Genomic DNA, 16,797 nt, shown 5'->3' on the forward strand with positions numbered 1-16,797 from the left:
TTAAACAATAAAAAACACTTTTTTGACATGGCTAATCTGAAAAAAGGATTCGTACACACTGTATTTTTCTGGTTAAAAGACAAGACTAATGAGGCAGACCACAAAGCATTGCACGCAGGTTTGCTTGAACTATCAAAAATTGATTTAATTCAGACTGCCTACGTAGGTTTGCCAGCAGATACCAACCGCGCTGTTATTGACTCTTCTTATCAGTTTTCAATCACATTTGTGTTCGATACCCCGGAGCAACAGGCGGCGTATCAGACCGACCCCGACCACCTTGCTTTTGTTGAAAAATGCTCGCACCTGTGGGAGAAAGTAGTGGTTTATGATGCAGAAAGTTAACAGGGTCTTTTGCTAACCATAACCTTTGTTATTGCATTAAACCAAAGTTATACTAATTATGAAGAACCTCCTACCCTATGTATTTCTGTTTGTTAGTATTACTTCTTTTTCGCAGAGTTTAGAGTTTGAGGCCAAAGGGTTAATTGCTGTTTCAGATGCAGACCAGGCAGCCTCTGCAATTTTTGATGGCAAATTATATAAGGAAAAAGGAGCAAAAGACGCTTTTGTGTCCATTCGGCTTCCGTTAGGTATGTCTTATGATGACGCCCGCAACTTTATGGTTTCTACTTCGGTAGTCAACCGTTCAAAAAGTATGGTGGTGTCGCAGAGGCATCGTCTTGCTTATATTTTGGAAAGCCGGGGCATGCTTGCCGATAATGTTAATGAAATAAAAAATATACAGGAAGACCTGCCACCCGGTGGATTTATCTCAGTAATAGATATTGCAGATATCGGTAATCCGAAAGTATTATATAAATTCCCTACGGGCAGAAACCCATCCGGAATTTCAATGAGCCCTCAGGGCGACTACCTTGCCATCTGTTCAGAAGAAGAAGGAAAAGAGCTTCAGGTTCTGGAGCTAGACCAGAACGGGAAGCCCGTCAGGATAATCCATAAACCGCAGGGCTTGCCTTCAGGTAAAATGACAGATGTTAATTGGCATCCCGGGGGTAATTACATTGCTATTACTCTGGCCGGCAAGAGCGAAATTGCTCTGGTAAAAACCACGCGCGATGGACCCAGTAATAAAATTATCCGTTTGGAATTACAAGGTAAATCGCTCAAGGTTGGTTCTTTTCCCGGTGTTGGGCAGTTTACTACTGATGGAAAGTTTTTTTTGCTTGTTGACACCAAAAAAGACGAGCATGGCGCAGACGGAGAAGTTTTTATTATCCGTTTTAGTTTGGAGGGTCAGGCAGACCATACGCCTTTAGCACGGATAAAAGTAGGCCAGAACCCCGAAGGCCTGGCACTAAGCCCAGATGGCAGCCTGGTTGTGGTTGCCAATGCCAGACAAACCCATTACCCTTGGCAAAGTGCTGAACTAACCAAAAAGGCCTCTTTAAGCCTTTTGAAGTTGACTTCAGATGGCCGGTTAACCCACATCAGCAACTATGAATTTGACGGAATACTGCCCAAAAGTATCTGTTTTGATAAAAGCGGAAAAAATCTGGCTGTTACCGTATTTGATTATTTTGTATATGCAAAACATTTTGGCGCTGTTGAATTCTGGCGGGTAAAAAACGGAGACAAGCCCACATTACAAAAACAGGATTTCAAACTTTTTATGCCCAGAGGCTGCCATGATATACAAGCCATATGGTAAGTACATGGCGCCTGGCAAATTGTAATTTCTATTGAACTCTTTTAAAAGCATCTTAATTCAACACTATAACAATGAAACGTAGAAATTTTATTAAAAACACATTTTCAGTAGCAGGGGTTTCGGCCGTTCCATTTACTGACAAAATTAACTTCTTGGCTGGGCAACATAATTTCAAGATAAAGTATGCACCACACTTTGGTATGTTCAGGCATTCGGCAGGAGAAGACTTGATAGACCAGCTTAAATTTATGGCCGATGTAGGCTTCACGGCACTTGAAGATAACGGAATGATGGGGCGCACCCCGGAAATGCAAACCAAAATTGGCGAAACAATGGCCAAACTGGGTATGCAAATGGGCGTTTTTGTAGTAGATAAAGGTGGCAATGGCGCCAATACTTTGGCCGCTGGTAAAAAGGAATATATTGATATTTTTCTGAACGGCTGCAAACGTGCAGTTGATGTAGCCAAACGTTGCAATGCCAAATTTGTTACGGTTGTTCCGGGCGACTTTGAGCGTAACCTGCCCATTGGTGTGCAAACAGGAAACGTTATTGATGCCCTGCGCCGTGGAGCTGAGATTCTTGAACCACACGGCATTGTAATGGTTCTTGAACCGTTGAGCGACTCGCCGAATTTATTTCTGCGTACCTCAGACCAAACCTATGAAATATGCAGGGGTGTCAACAGTCCGTCATGTAAGATATTGTTTGATATCTACCACATGCAAAAAAATGAAGGCCACATTATTCCGCATATTGACTGGACCTGGAGTGAAATTGCCTATTTCCAGATTGGCGATAACCCGGGAAGAAAAGAACCCACAACAGGCGAGATTAACTACAAAAACATTTTCAAGCATGTATATAACAAAAGCAAGGCCGAAAACAAAACCTTTATTTTTGGTATGGAGCATGGCAATTCAAAACCCGGAAAAGAAGGAGAACAGGCGCTCATAAAAGCGTATCTGGAATCTGACAGTTTTGAAATCTGATTCATTAACAATAAAGGGCAGATTGAAACAATTATTCATCTGCTCTTTATTGATATTCAGCTTGGGTGTTATACCAAACCCATTTCTTTTATGGTTTGCAAAACGCCATTTTCATTATTAGTGTAGCGGGTTACAAAACCAGCCGCTTCCAGAATTTTCGGGTGGGCGTTTTTCATGGCATAGCTGTATTTACCTGCTGTCATCATTTCCATATCATTCAGGTAATCGCCAAACACCATCGTTTCTTCAAAAGAAATACCTAACTTCTCCTGAATCTTCCTTATCGCTGTGCCTTTGTTCGCTCCCCAATCGCTTATATCCAACCAGATTTTCCCGGCAATGGCCACTTTATATTCGTTTTCAAAGGCCTTAAAATGCAGATAACTGTTGGTTTCAGAGTTATTAAAATCGCAGATAGTTACTTTCAGAATCGTGTCTTCTAAATTAGTCAGGTCTTCCACCACTTTTATCCGCTTAAAATAATTTCCGGCTTCGCTCAGAAAACGCTCATCGGTACTTTCAACATAAGCAGAGTTTTTGCCACTTACAATTACATAGCCCTGCTCTACCTTTCTGCCTATTTCAATAAACCTGTTGGCTGCGTCCTTGTCAAGCGAGTCAATATGTATCTGCTCATCCTGATACACAACATACGACCCGTTATCAGCCAGAAAAATCAACTTATCTTTTATTTTTGCAAATTTTTCGGCCAGGTTATAATATTGTCTACCACTGGCAATAGCAAATATTATTCCCTTGTCGGTGAGCTTCTGTTCAATTTCCCAAAATTCTTCATTCAGCTGTTTGTGGTCGTCGAGCAATGTGCCATCCATATCGCTCACTATTAATTTTATCATTCTTCGGTTATAAGTTTAACATACAAAGGTAAGTACAAATATGTTATATTTGTTTCAATTCAACCAATGCTCTTAAACTTATGGCAAAGAATAAAACCAGCGAAACAGCAATAAAAGTAGAAGACTTTCTGAACCAGATTACTGAAGAGAAAAGAAAAACGGACGGTTTTCAGCTACTTCAAATCATGTCTCAGCAAACCGGCCTGGAAGCCAGAATGTGGGGGCCATCAATTATAGGCTTTGGCAGTTATCATTACAAATATGATAGCGGCCATGAAGGTGACGCGCCATTGGTTGCATTTTCGCCGCGAAAAGATGCCATCAGTCTTTATACGTATCTGGCCCCCGACAAAAGAGAGGCACTTCTGCAAAAATTAGGCAAGCATAAAACAGGCAAAGGCTGTATTTATATAAAAAACATGGCAGATATTAGTATGGACGTGTTAAGAGAAATGATTGATGAATCCGTAAGAATAAGCCGATTAAAAGACATTTCTAATAGCTAACTTATGGCCGATTTCCATATCAGGCTTTTGAGGGCAGAAGAAAGCCTGCCGTTAGAATTGTTATTATCTGCTGATCCATCAGTAGATGCAATTCAGGTCTATCTGCCCAATTCAAAAGTATATATAGCTGAAACCACAGGCAACGTTATTGGTGTATATGTGCTTTTTAGTATCAACGCCCAAGAGGCTGAAATTAAAAATATAGCCGTTGATGAAGCACACCAAAGACAAGGCATAGGTACTTTACTTTTGAAACACGCTATCAGACTTGCCACAGAACAGGGCTTTAAAAAATTGTTGATTGGCACAAGCAATGCCAGTGTCGGGCAATTATACTTGTATCAAAAGATGGGTTTTGAACTCTCTGATATAAAATTCAATTTCTTTATTGACAATTATACCGAACCCATCATTGAAAACGGCGTTCAGTGTAAACACATGATTATGCTAAGCACCACACTAAAATAATGACTGACCTAAGTTATACCATTACAAGAGTTTTACCCGAAGAATACGACGAACTACTTGACTTATGGGAAGCATCTGTAAGAGCCACCCATCATTTTCTGAAAGAAGAGAACATCTTGTTTTTCAAACAAACCATTTATGAACATAACTATTTCGAAATGGTTGAGCTTAATTGTATCAGAAACGAAGGAGGAAAAATTCTTGGTTTTTCAGGCGCCATAGACGATAGCCTCGAAATGCTTTTTCTTCACCCCGATGCCATTGGAAAGGGAATCGGTAAAGCACTCTTAAACCATGCAGTAAATACACAAAAAATAAGTAAAGTAGATGTAAACGAGCAAAACAACCAAGCCCTTCAGTTTTATTTGCATCATGGATTTAAGGTGATTAGCCGGTCTGAACTTGACGGAACGGGCAAGCCTTTTCCGATTTTGCATTTGGAATTGAGTTGATGTCAACGCCTGCTGAGTCAAATTCTTATTTTTTGTTTTTTGGTGTGCGCTTTAGAAATAAAGTATCTTTTCTTATAGCTGCTAAATTGAAAACATTACTCTTTTATGCAAAACAATTGTAATTTTCAATCTACAACCATTTAAAAAGTTAATTTTGCGTTATAAATAGAAATGATTACTCAAAATAGACACAGTTCAGTTTATACTTATAAAACATAAAAGCGAAGGTTTGCCCCTTCGCTTTTATGTTTTATAACTAAATAACGCATTATTTAGGGTCTAAAGCTTTCTCAATTCGGCTTAGCACATCCTGTAAATGGTATTTACTCATTTTGTCGGTTGTTAAAGGCAAAGCTGCTTTTATTTCTGCTTTCAATGATTCAAGATTTGCTCGCGCAATTGACGGCAAGTCGGTCTTTTTCAAATCCACGATGCGGGTTTCATAACCGTAAGTTACCCCCGGAGGTACCGTCATCAACATTGTTGAAGTTGGGTTCAGCAATGAAATTACCTTCTCAACATAAACTTTTTGAAGGTTACGACGATACACATCAATCGCTTTGCGGGTTTTTAACTCAGCCCAGATGCCACCGCGCAGGTCGGTCATCAATTCATCAAGATTATAATTAGCAGAGTTTGTTGAGCCTGTTTCCATCAACCTTGCGGCACGGTCACCGGCCAAAAGGTTGTTCAAGGTACTCTCCTGAATTGACTTGATGGCTTCAACACCTGTTTCAATATTGATTTTATTTAGAATGGCAGGGTTAATTAACCACGTTGGCGTGGCAAAAACCTGACGGTTCAGGAATGCTACAGCTTCTTTCTGAGTTGCTTTTGGCACTACTTCATAAACGTTACCCTCCATGTCATAGGTTTTTGGTGTATCATAAACACCCCCTACATTTTTGGTAACATGGCCAATATAACGGCGGTACTGACCAACCACGTTGCCATATAACTCCGATAATTCTTTATAGAACTCTCCGTCTTCCTTACTCCATTCTGTAAGATTGGGCAATATTCTCTGAAGATTCTTGATACCATAATCAGAAGCTTTCATGGCATTGTCGCTCAGGTCTTCAGTCTGGTAACGAGGGTCATAAGGGCTTATTTCAGTACCGAATCTCTTGCGAGGGTCTTTGGTTGCCTCTTTTGTTAACTCGTTAAGCATTTTTTTCTCTTCTTTGGCGTCTTTGGCATCAGCAAAGTATCCGTAACCCCATTTGATAGCCCAGTCGTCATAATCACCGATACGCGGAAACAAATCAGTTACGCCATCTTCCGGCTGTGCAACGTAGTTAAAACGGGCGTAGTCCATAATAGAAGACGTATGTCCGTTTTTAGCCACCCAGTTTTTGTCACGTAGCTTTTCAACCGGCGTAGCCGAGCTGGCACCCATGTTATGACGAAGACCCAAGGTGTGGCCTACTTCGTGCGACGACACAAAACGTACCAACTCTCCCATCAGCTCATCGCTGAAGTTTTTGGTTCTGGCACGTGGGTCAACGGCGGCTGTCTGAATCATATACCAGTTGCGCAATAAACGCATTACGTTATGATACCAGCCTATGTGGCTTTCAAGAATTTCGCCGCTGCGTGGGTCATGCACGTTTGGTCCGTAAGCATTTTGAATATCAGCCGCAAAATAACGGATAACCGAATAACGGGCATCTTCCAGGCTCAGGCTGTCTTTTGGGTCAAGGTATTCGCCACGGATAGCGTTTTTCCAACCTGCTTTCTCAAAAGCTTTTTGCCAGTCATCAACACCGGCTTTCAGGTATTTTTGCCACTTTTTAGGTGTAGCAGGGTCTATATAATAAATAATTGGCTTTTTAGGCTCAATTGCCTCACCACGTTTCTGGCGTTCGGCATCTTCTTTGCTTTTTGGCTCTAGTCTCCATCTAACAGCAAACACTTCGTTGTCTGATTTCTGAGACTCTTCACCAAATACAGAGTACTGGTTGGCAAAGTACCCTACACGTTGGTCGAAAAATCGTTTACGCATTGGCACTTTAGGCAGCAATATCATAGAGGTATTAAACTCCATAGTTACCACACCTGCATCGCGTGAGGCCGGCAGATACTGGCCAATTTGCGGAATCGGCATTAAAGAAACCGACGGCGGCACTACGCCAAAGGTTTTAACCGTACGGATTTCAGTATTAATTGGGTAAGACCGTATGTGCTGAATATACGAACGGTCTGGCAACTGCGCCGTAATTTTAAGTAATTGTTTGCTTACAGGGTCTAAAGAAAAAATCTGGTTGTCGGCCTTGAAGAAATCAGTTACTTCAATTACAGAAACCGTATCTTTCTTAATGGCTTTAATGTCAAATGCACCCACAATTGGGTCGGCGCTTGAGTTTCTTACGGCCTGAAAAATAGGCTTGGTGCTATCAGGACTTGACATAACGATAGAGATAGAACGTAAGAAAATCTTATTGTCTGGTCCTTTCTCCCATCTGATCATCTGACGGTTCACTTCTTCTCCACCAAAGATACCGCCACCGGCAGCAGTTTTAGAATAACGTGTAACCGTCATGATATCACGGCCCAGCAGGGTATCGGCAATTTCAAAGAAGTACTTCTCATCAATTTTATGCACCGTTATCAATCCTTTGCTGGTTTTGGCCTTGTCAGTAATTACATCTTTGTAGGGTTTCGGCCCTGGTTTGGGGGTTTCGGCAGGTTTAACTACAGGAGGTGTTGCAGTTGGTGTCTGGGTAGTTTTTGCAGGTTCTTCTTTTTTCTTGTCGTCCTTCTTCTGGGCATTCCCCGTCAGGGTCATTCCAAAAATAGCACAGGGTACAAGTGCAAGGCGTAATAATTTCATAATTAATTAATAATAGTGTGATGAAAAAAATTTCGTAAATGTAAGCGAAGAGAAAGAATAATTTTTTAAATGTTGATGAATTAATTTGAATATGAGACCAAAGCCCAAATTTGGTGTAAATTTTACTCAGTGGCATCACAAAATTTAGGAGATAGCTGTCTTGTACTCTCGTTTACCACCATTTATTGATTTCGCTGATTGGTATTACAGTAAACTTGTTTTCTTATGTAATTAAAATCCGCTTCAGTCGTCTTTGAAATAATCAGGTTAAAATACATTTATTTAAATAAATCATTTAATCAGGTAAAACGGTACGCCGTCGCGGCAGAGTTCAGACAATGTCCAAGAAATAAAAAAAATTTTCAGAATCGCTGTAACCTTTTACCTGTACCCAAGTAATCATATTCAGAAACCTAAAACGAAAAAGCTCTATATGACAGACGAAGCAGCTATGCAACTGGTAGCCGGAGGCGACTTGGACAAGGCTGCGATTTTGTACGAACGTTACAAACGCCCATTGTTTAATTTTTATTTAAGATTTGGTGTAGCGCGTGATTCGAGTCAGGATCTGACTCAGCAGGTTTTCTATCGTATCATTCATTACCGGCAAAGCTATAAGGATGGTTACGAGTTCAAAACATGGATATACCGGATAGCCAGAAACATTTATCACGATTACCTGAAAGAGCAATCGCACAACTTTAAAGATTTGAACGAAAATTTTGACTTAGCCGAAGAAGAAAATTATGATGATGAACAATACCTTTTAATTCAGAAAGCCTTAAAAAAAATACCCCAGGAGTACCAGGACGTACTAAGGTTGAGCAGATATGAAGACCTGAAATACGAAGAAATCGCCAACGTACTCAATATTTCGGTGTCGTTGGTAAAAGTTCGGGTACACAGAGGTTTAAAACAATTAAAAGAAGAATTTTTAAAATTAAATTAATAATTAGAAGGAATGTGGATATGGAACAATTATTTGCCGATTACCTGGATAATAAACTGACAAATAAACAAAAACAGGAACTTGAATCCCTGTTGGCAGACGACGAGTCGCTCAGAGCAGAGTTTGAAGAACTCAAAGCATTTTATCATAACCTGCCCCAGCCCGAAGCGCATGAGCCCGATGCCAACCTTGACTTTGGCTTCTATATGATGCTTGAAAAAGAAAAAGGAGCCGAACAAAAAAGAAAAGAAAAAGCACAAAAGCGAAATTTGCGCGTTAGCTGGGTAAACTCACCAGCACTGAAATACGCCGCCGGAGTTGTATTTTTATTAGGGTTTTTTCTGATAGGCCGCAAAACAGCTGACAAAGACCTGGGCGATTTAAAGGAACTTACACAGCTAAAAAAAGATGTAGAAGAAACCAAAGAACTGGTAATGCTGTCGATGTTAAAACGGGAGTCAGCCTCTGAAAGAATTCAGGCAGTCAATTACTCATACGACATCAATAAGCCCGACACTGAAGTATTAAAAGCGCTGGTTAAAACGCTGAATAATGACCCGAATATAAATGTGCGCACAGCGGCAGCAGAGGCGCTGTCGCACTTCGGAGATGAGAAAGTAGCGCGTGATGCCCTGATACAAACACTGCTTACGCAACAAGAGCCAACACTGCAGATAACCGTGATTGATATACTGGCTAACCTTGGCGATAAACGAGCCGTAAAACCATTGCAAAAGCTATTACAAAATAATGAAACCGAAGACTTTGTTAAGCGGAAAGCACAGGAAAGCGTAAAAGTGTTAAGCATGTAATATTGCCCACTTTATGAATCAGAAATAACCTGCATCTTTTTAGTATTAACTGCCCGTTTATTGGTTTTCACACAATGATAACCCCGATAGTTTGGATTGATGACTCAGAGAATTACGACCGTTTCATTTCAAAAAAAATCACCTGAAACTGCAACGTTTTAAAATCTGAAGTTACTCTTAATAAACTATCAAATTTTAAACAAAAATTATGAAAAAGCTTTTACTATTGACATTGCTCTTAGGAGCAACCGGGTCTTTATTTGCCCAAAAAATTAAAATTACAGGCTTTGTGTTAGACTCAACTACTAACAAACCTGTTGAGTTTGCCACCGTGGCGCTCTTGAAAGATAACACCCCCATTGAAGGTGCCACTGCCGATGAACGAGGGAAATTTACACTTACAAAAGCAACCAAAGGCAATTATCAAGTCAAAATTACATTTGTAGGGTACCGCGACAAAATCATCAACAACATTAAAACTGAAAACGAAGACCTGGACCTGGGCGTAATTAAAATTGGGCAGGCGGCTCAGCAATTACAGGAGGTAACAGTAGTTGAGCAAAAAGCATTGTTTGAAGAAAAACCCGACCGGCTGGTGTATAACGCAGAAAAAGACATAACCATTAAAGGTGGCAACGCCGGAGATGTACTGCGGAAGATTCCATCTATAGCCGTTGACATGGACGGAAACGTTGAACTGCGCGGAAGTGCCAACATTAAGGTTTTGATTAATAACAAGCCTTCAAACCTAATGGCACGCAGCATTGCAGACGTTTTAAAACAGATACCCGCCGACGACATCAAACAGATTGAGGTTATCACCTCACCATCGGCCAAATATGATGCAGAAGGTACAGCTGGTATCATTAATATCATTACAAAAAAGAATAGCATTCAGGGTATAAATGGTAATGCCGATTTATCGGTAGGACGCTGGAACGACCGCATGAATGGTTCATTAAACTTCAGGCAAAAAGCAATTGGTATATCGGCACGTGGCGGATTTAACCGTTGGCGTAACCAGGGCGGCAATGAAAGTAACCGGGTAACCAATGTGGAAGGCGTTTCAAGTACCTTGTTTCAGACAACGTCGTTCAGAGGTGATGGCGAAAACGGATACGGCACTATATCTGCAGATTGGGATATTGATTCGCTGAACCGTATGAGTGCCAGCCTGAATCTATATGACGGCAAAAATGGTATGAATTTCGACTACCTGAACGATTACTCAACGCAAGGTGTAACCAACCAGTATTTCACCCGGAATCTGTACAGGATTTATGACTGGCAAGGCAATACATTGAATCTGGACTATACCAAGACTTTCAAAAAACCGAGAAGAGAATTTAATGTGCTTACCATGTTCTCAAAAGAAGGCGAAGACAGCTTTTATAAACTTGACCAGGCCAATGAAAACAAAGCTGTTAATTACCGTGAGAAAAGTACCAACTATAGCGCTAATTATGAAGGCACGGTTCAGCTCGACTTCACTAATCCGTTAGATAGTGTCAGTACGATGGAGATAGGGGTTAAATCAATTTTCAGAAATGTAAAAAGCGATTATCAGGTGGCTAATGCAATTGATGGCTCAAACAATTTTGAAAATGTACCTGCCCTTGCCAATGTTTTTGAGTATGCCCAGCAGGTGGCCAGTTCTTATCTTACCTATTCTCGTACCTCAAAAAACAAGTGGGGCATAAATGCCGGTGTAAGATACGAGCATACGTTTATCAATGCTGAGTTTCTGGCTGGTAAAGTGCCGTTCTCAAACAACTATGGTAACATTATTCCAAATTTTAGTTTGTCGAGAAGTTTACCTAAAAACCAGAAATTGAAAATAAGCTATACACAACGTATTCAACGGCCGATGCTCTGGTATCTGAACCCTTACATAAATGCCAGTGAACCTCTGATGACATATACCGGTAATCCGTACCTTAAACCTGAGTTAACCCATAGTGCAGAAATAAACTATAATGTTTACATCAAAGAATCGTCAATCAATACTTCATTGTTCATGCGTACCACCAACAATGCCATTGAGCGTATCAGAACCTTTGACCAGGAAGGTGTAGCAACACTGGCATTCCAGAACATTGCACAGAATACTTCTTATGGCCTAACCCTGAGCGGAAACACCAAAATAAAGAAGTTTACAGCCAACGGCGCAGTAAATGTGTATTACAACATTCTGAACAGCCCAGCCCTTCAGGCCAAAAACGAAAACCTGATGTACCGCTTCAATGTGAATTCAAGCTATGATTTAGGAAAAGGCTTTAAAGCACAGTTCTTCGGATTCTTTAACTCACCACGCGTAATGTTGCAAGGCAAAGTAAGTGGCTTTGCTTATTACAATGTAGCGTTCCAGAAAGAGATAATGAATAAAAAAGCTACCGTAGGTTTAGGTTTCGACAACTTTCTGGCACCTTACTTTACACAAAACGGTGAGTTTTCGGGGCCAACTTTTACACAAACCACTAAATCAAGATACTATAATCAGGGCTGGAGGTTGAGTTTCTCATACCAGTTCGGCAAAATGACCAGCCAACCGCAACGCTCTAAGAAAAGCATTAGCAATGATGACAAAAAAAGTGGCGATTAATCATAGGGCTTAAGAATATCCTAAAATAACAGCTCACCATAAAACAGTAAAATTTCAAGAAAAATATATCATATTAAACCAATAAAAAATCATGAAACAAATAATTATTGCGGTTTTAATCTGCATGAGCTATGCCAATTCTTTCGGGCAAACCAAACCATATAAAGTGTCGTTCAACGGACAGGGCAAAAAAGTACAGATAATTGTTCAACAGGCTTCTGTTAGTATCCAGGGTGTTGATGGCAACGAGGTAACCATTGAACAAACAGGTGAAAACCGCAAAGAGCTACCTAAAGAAGCTGAGGGCCTAAGACTGGTAACCGGGGGTGTGGTTGATAACACCGGTTTAGGTGCCAACGCCGAAGTAGAAGGCAACCTGTTAAAAATTACTATACCTAAAAATCGTTACACTGGTATTCTGAGCATTAAAGTACCTAAAAACCTGGATTTGAGTGTAATCGAAAGCCAGAATATGAATGAGCATAAAATCGTAATCAGCGATATAGCCGGTGAAATTGAATTGAAAACCAATAACTCTAAAGCTTATCTGAACGATATCACGGGTCCTTTGGTAGCGCATACCGGCTATGGTAAAATTTTTGTAACTTACTCTAAATTGTCTCAAAGTTCGCCAAGTTCCATTAATGCTTCCGGAGCAATTGACATAACACTTCCTTCTGACGCCAAGGCTAACCTGAAAGTACGTAACTATTATGGCGATTTGTTTACCGACTGGGATATCTCGGCCACAAAAAAAGAAACCAAAAGTGTAGCCAGTTCAGGTGCTAAGACAATAAACGGGCAAGGTGAAATAAGTGAAGTTACCAGCAACACCAGAGCTAAAATTGCCGCCAGAGCAGATTGTAGCGATTGCGACGAAAAAGATATTTTTAAAAGAGACCAATACGTATATGTGAGTTCAACATTCAGCAAGGCTGATGCTTTTGAAGGCACTATTAACGGTGGAGGTGTGGTTATTGACCTGAAGTCGAGCAACGGCAATATTTACATCAGAAAGAAAAAATAAGCCAACCAATCAGGTAGCAAGCCTTGCTGGTTTGCTACCTGATTACCCAGAACCTGATTATGAAAAAACTATTACTTCTTTACTGCCTTATAGCAGGGCAGGTTGCGTTCGCTCAGGTTAGATACGCCGTAGTTGCTAAAAATACGATTAAAGACGCCGCCATTTTAATAGATCGCAACCATATCCATATTCAGGGGTACGATGGAAATGAAATTAGAATTGAAATTGAAAACCCAATTTCGATACCCAAACAGGCTGATGGATTAAAGCGAGTAACCATAAAGGGACTGGAAGATAATACCCAACTTGGATTAAACGTATTGCAGGAAGATTCAATGCTGGTAATAAGGGAAGTATGTAATTGTTACAACGGAACATACACCATGTATCTGCCCAAAAGGTTAAACCTGATGCTTTATGAAAACTCACCACAAAACGGGCAACGCTGGGCTGTTAAAGATATGCAGGGCAACTTTGATGCAAGCACCGAGTTTGGCCACATTTACCTGCAGAATGTAAGTGGCAGCATAAAAGCATATAGCAGGCATGGCTCAGTAAATGCTTATCTCACCCAAACCAATAGTGTGTATCTGTCGAGCCTATTTGGCAAAATAGTGGCTGAATTACCCCCAACCATTAAAGCTGACCTGAAAATCAAGACTTCAGAATGGAACGATGTTTTTACAGATTTTCAGCTGCCGGTAGCAGAAAACAATCAGAATATAATAACAACCCGATTGAACGGTGGCGGAAATCTGGTAGAATTAAAGTCAGAGCATGGCAATATTTACCTACGGCAAAAGAAAACTAAATAAAGTAAAGCGCAGTAAAATCGATGCAGATGAATCTGTTCAATAGATACAGGCATCTGGCAATAGATTTTAGTTTACCGTTTAGTATTTTAAAACAATTCTGAAAGCAACGACTTGCTATTTAATCAAACGCTCATTTCTTTTTAGGTTTGAAAAACAAATTTAATCATACAATTTAATCTATCAGTATTGGGCGAGGCTTTGTCTTGCCCTTATATTTTCTAAACCAGATTAGCTTTAATTAACTTAATAGAAATGGCTATCAGAATCATCCCGAATACTTTTCTCAGAATATCAGCACCTGTTTGTCCTAATTTCTTTTCAATCCAGACCGAACTCCTTAAAACGATATAAACAATTACCAGATTCAGCACAATACCCACAATGATGTTCTCCTGGCTGTAGGCTGCCTTCAAAGATAAAATAGTGGTCATGGTTCCGGCTCCGGCAATAATCGGAAACGCCAGCGGCACAATCGATGTGGCTTTACTTGACGACGTTTCATGCTTGAAAATATTCCGGCCCAATATCATTTCCATACCTATCAGAAAGATAATCAATGCCCCGGCCACAGCAAAAGACTCGACATCAACCCCGAAGAGTTTCAGAATGCTGATACCCAGAAACAAATAGATTATCATGAGTAATCCGGCCACGGCAGTTGCCTGCTCAGCATGTATACCGCCCGCTTTTTTCCGTAAATCAATAATTATGGGTATTGACCCAAGAATATCAATCACTGAAAAAAGAATAATTGTAACAGAAATAATTTCTTTAAAACTGAAGTTCATTATCTGATTGATATAGGTTTTTAAAAATACTTAACTGTTAAAATTACCTCAAAAATCAATTAAAACTTGCTTTAGTTGATCGATTTCCCAATCCTCAATGGCCGGAAAATTGGCTATCCTGAAAGTAGTTTCTTTCCATGCGCCATATCCATTGCCTAAGGTTATACCTGCGGTATTTGCCTTATCTTTTAAAAGCCTGATGGCAGCTGAACTACCTTCAATTGCAATTACGGTATCTGAGCGCACCCGGGTATTTTTAATCAATAACTCTAACGCCGTTTGTTTTTCTATAAACTCATAAAAATCTCTGGCTCTGGCAACTGTCTTTTTACTAACCAGCTCAATGTTTTCTACCTGGCGCATTACCCTGTTTAGCAAATAAATACCCAGCACATTAGGCGTATAATGGGTCTGGTACTTCTCAAAATTCTCATGTATAAACAAAAAGCTGTTGTAATGTTGCCTCTCTCCGATCATTTCTGCTTGTTGAATGGCTTTGGGCGAACATACCATTAACCCAAGACCGGCCGGTAAGCCCAAACACTTCTGTACCGAGGCCAGCCAGATATCTCCTTTTAGCCAATCTAAGGCAACACCACCCATAGACGACGTAACATCAAAAGCCACCAGTGCATTAAGTGACGGTATTTTACTTACATCTACCTGTGTAGCATTAGAGGTTTCATTTTGAGTAATGCAAAAAACGTCAAATTCACCCGCTGCCTCTGTTATAACTGGTATGGTTTCTTCTGCATCAAACTTTTGCCCTGCTACATTTCCTCCAGCAATCTTTTGCGCATACTCAAACCATTTCTGTCCGAATGCCCCATTATATAAATGATAACTGCCTTTAGAAGTAAAAGACTGCGCCACTATTTCCCAGCACTCAGTAGCTGACGAGGTAAAGTAAACGTGATAATGAGCAGGGATATTCAGTTTTTGTTTCAGAAGTTCAATGCTCTCCTGTAGTAAACCCATAAAAGCAGTGCTTCTGTGATTCTGGCTTAAAATTCCTTCATTGAAGGCATCTTGCAGATACCCTGCTACTTGTGGGTAAATCTTTGAAGGCCCCGGATAAAATGTAATCATGGGTTTAAAAATAACAGAGAAAACAGCCGGAAAAACCGGCTTTAGAAGTAATGGCTAAAATTATTTAAAGGGCACTAGCTTTTTATTGCATCTGGTCAAGAAAATAGGCGCTTAGCTCTCTTTCCAGTTCAACAGGCGTTACAACTTTTATGTTCCCGTCGAGCGCAAGAGAAATACGGCCGTTTTCTTCAGAAATACAAATGGCGGCTGCGTCAGTCGCCTCCGAAATACCCAAAGCTGCCCGGTGCCTGAAACCATAATGCGTAGGCAGTTCGTCGCTACTGGCAATTGGCAGAATACAATGAGCAGCCTGAATGCGGTTACGGCTGATTACCACCGCTCCATCATTAAGAAGGCTGTACTGACTAAAAATTGATATCAATAATTTTTTAGACAAAAGGGCATCAAGCACATCGCCAGACTCTACAAACTTGCTTAAGTCGTCATCTTTTTGAATAACAATAATACCACCTGTAAACTCGCTCGACATAGCTTTGGTGGCCTCGGTAATAATTTTAAGCGGTGTAGTACTTTCTTCTTCCTCCAGCTTGGTACCAAATAGTCTGGCAAAAAACTTGTTATTGGTTAAAGTGGTTGATTTACCTATTAATAATAAAAATCTGCGAATCTCTTGCTGAAAAAGCACAATAAGCGCCACTGCTCCTACCCCCATGAAGTACTCCATTATACGGGTAAGCAGCTCTAGTCCAATGGCTTTAACTATTAAATAGAACAAATAAATGAGTAAATACCCTAGAAAAACTTTACTTGCTACACTACCTCTAACCAGGTTATAAATATAATATAAGAGAAAAGCTACTAATACAACATCTAATACATCTGTCCACTTTATCTCCAGAAAGCCAATTTGCATAAGTTGGTAATTTTTGTGCGTGATTTGCGAAAGTACAAAAAAAACGAAAAAGCCACATCTA

At 40.3% G+C, this 16,797-nt stretch carries 16 protein-coding genes; 11 read left to right on the top strand and 5 right to left on the bottom strand.

The annotated features are described in order from the left end of the window. Positions 1–27 precede the first annotated feature (27 nt). From C0V77_RS18630 to C0V77_RS18640, 3 genes are all read left to right on the top strand, one after another. Positions 28–345: a Dabb family protein gene (locus tag C0V77_RS18630; protein ID WP_101727868.1), complete on the top strand. Its 318-nt coding sequence runs from the start codon at positions 28–30 to the stop codon at positions 343–345. A 58-nt stretch (positions 346–403) separates the two neighbouring features. Next, the gene (locus C0V77_RS18635; protein WP_101727869.1) at positions 404–1,672 is read left to right on the top strand and encodes a hypothetical protein; all 1,269 of its coding nucleotides are present in this window, start codon (positions 404–406) and stop codon (positions 1,670–1,672) included. A 71-nt stretch (positions 1,673–1,743) separates the two neighbouring features. Beyond that, positions 1,744–2,664 (top strand): hydroxypyruvate isomerase family protein, encoded by a 921-nt coding sequence (locus tag C0V77_RS18640; RefSeq protein WP_101727870.1) that lies wholly within the window; start codon positions 1,744–1,746, stop codon positions 2,662–2,664. Between the two features lie 68 nt (positions 2,665–2,732). Here C0V77_RS18640 and C0V77_RS18645 read toward each other — a convergent pair whose 3' ends face one another. Next, complete coding sequence (locus C0V77_RS18645; RefSeq protein WP_101727871.1) at positions 2,733–3,521, bottom strand: HAD family hydrolase; 789 nt, start codon at positions 3,519–3,521, stop codon at positions 2,733–2,735. 80 nt (positions 3,522–3,601) lie between these two features. On the opposite strand from C0V77_RS18645, the gene C0V77_RS18650 reads away from it, so the two are divergent. The 3 genes from C0V77_RS18650 to C0V77_RS18660 are packed head-to-tail and all read left to right on the top strand — an operon-like array spanning position 3,602 to position 4,947. Then, a complete protein-coding gene (locus tag C0V77_RS18650; protein WP_101727872.1) occupies positions 3,602–4,027 on the top strand; it encodes a DUF1801 domain-containing protein in 426 nt (141 codons plus the stop codon). A gap of 3 nt (positions 4,028–4,030) precedes the next feature. Next, a complete protein-coding gene (locus tag C0V77_RS18655) occupies positions 4,031–4,495 on the top strand; it encodes a GNAT family N-acetyltransferase (protein WP_101727873.1) in 465 nt (154 codons plus the stop codon). Continuing rightward, the gene (locus C0V77_RS18660) at positions 4,495–4,947 is read left to right on the top strand and encodes a GNAT family N-acetyltransferase (RefSeq protein ID WP_101727874.1); all 453 of its coding nucleotides are present in this window, start codon (positions 4,495–4,497) and stop codon (positions 4,945–4,947) included. The genes C0V77_RS18655 and C0V77_RS18660 overlap by 1 nt, the downstream gene beginning before the upstream one ends. Positions 4,948–5,215: 268 nt before the next feature. Here the strand turns inward: C0V77_RS18660 and C0V77_RS18665 are convergent, their stop codons facing one another. Then, positions 5,216–7,780 carry a zinc-dependent metalloprotease gene (locus C0V77_RS18665; protein WP_101727875.1) on the bottom strand — a complete coding sequence of 855 codons (2,565 nt, stop codon included), beginning with the start codon at positions 7,778–7,780 and terminating at the stop codon, positions 5,216–5,218. Positions 7,781–8,213: 433 nt separating this feature from the next. Here C0V77_RS18665 and C0V77_RS18670 point away from each other — a divergent pair, with 433 nt between their 5' ends. The 5 genes from C0V77_RS18670 (at position 8,214) to C0V77_RS18690 (ending at position 13,985) form a co-directional block, all read left to right on the top strand. Then, positions 8,214–8,729 (top strand): RNA polymerase sigma factor, encoded by a 516-nt coding sequence (locus C0V77_RS18670; RefSeq protein WP_101727876.1) that lies wholly within the window; start codon positions 8,214–8,216, stop codon positions 8,727–8,729. Between the two features lie 20 nt (positions 8,730–8,749). Then, positions 8,750–9,541: a HEAT repeat domain-containing protein gene (locus tag C0V77_RS18675; protein ID WP_101727877.1), complete on the top strand. Its 792-nt coding sequence runs from the start codon at positions 8,750–8,752 to the stop codon at positions 9,539–9,541. Positions 9,542–9,749: 208 nt separating this feature from the next. Continuing rightward, complete coding sequence (locus tag C0V77_RS18680; protein WP_101727878.1) at positions 9,750–12,143, top strand: TonB-dependent receptor domain-containing protein; 2,394 nt, start codon at positions 9,750–9,752, stop codon at positions 12,141–12,143. 91 nt (positions 12,144–12,234) lie between these two features. Beyond that, entirely contained in the window at positions 12,235–13,170 is a 936-nt protein-coding gene (locus C0V77_RS18685) for a DUF4097 family beta strand repeat-containing protein (RefSeq protein ID WP_101727879.1), read from the top strand. A 59-nt stretch (positions 13,171–13,229) separates the two neighbouring features. After that, the gene (locus C0V77_RS18690; RefSeq protein WP_101727880.1) at positions 13,230–13,985 is read left to right on the top strand and encodes a hypothetical protein; all 756 of its coding nucleotides are present in this window, start codon (positions 13,230–13,232) and stop codon (positions 13,983–13,985) included. A gap of 218 nt (positions 13,986–14,203) precedes the next feature. Here C0V77_RS18690 and C0V77_RS18695 read toward each other — a convergent pair whose 3' ends face one another. The 3 genes from C0V77_RS18695 to cdaA all read right to left on the bottom strand — a co-directional run bounded on the left by C0V77_RS18695 (position 14,204) and on the right by cdaA (position 16,736). Further along, on the bottom strand, positions 14,204–14,773 hold the full coding sequence (locus C0V77_RS18695; RefSeq protein WP_101727881.1) for a MarC family protein: 570 nt from the start codon (positions 14,771–14,773) through the stop codon (positions 14,204–14,206). Between the two features lie 48 nt (positions 14,774–14,821). Next, a complete protein-coding gene (locus tag C0V77_RS18700) occupies positions 14,822–15,862 on the bottom strand; it encodes an aminotransferase class V-fold PLP-dependent enzyme (RefSeq protein WP_101727882.1) in 1,041 nt (346 codons plus the stop codon). 82 nt (positions 15,863–15,944) lie between these two features. After that, positions 15,945–16,736, bottom strand: a complete 792-nt coding sequence (cdaA, locus tag C0V77_RS18705; RefSeq protein WP_101727883.1) for a diadenylate cyclase CdaA — start codon at positions 16,734–16,736, stop codon at positions 15,945–15,947. Positions 16,737–16,797: the final 61 nt, after the last annotated feature.

The organism is Emticicia sp. TH156 (assembly GCF_002855535.1).
Classification (GTDB): domain Bacteria; phylum Bacteroidota; class Bacteroidia; order Cytophagales; family Spirosomataceae; genus Emticicia; species Emticicia fluvialis.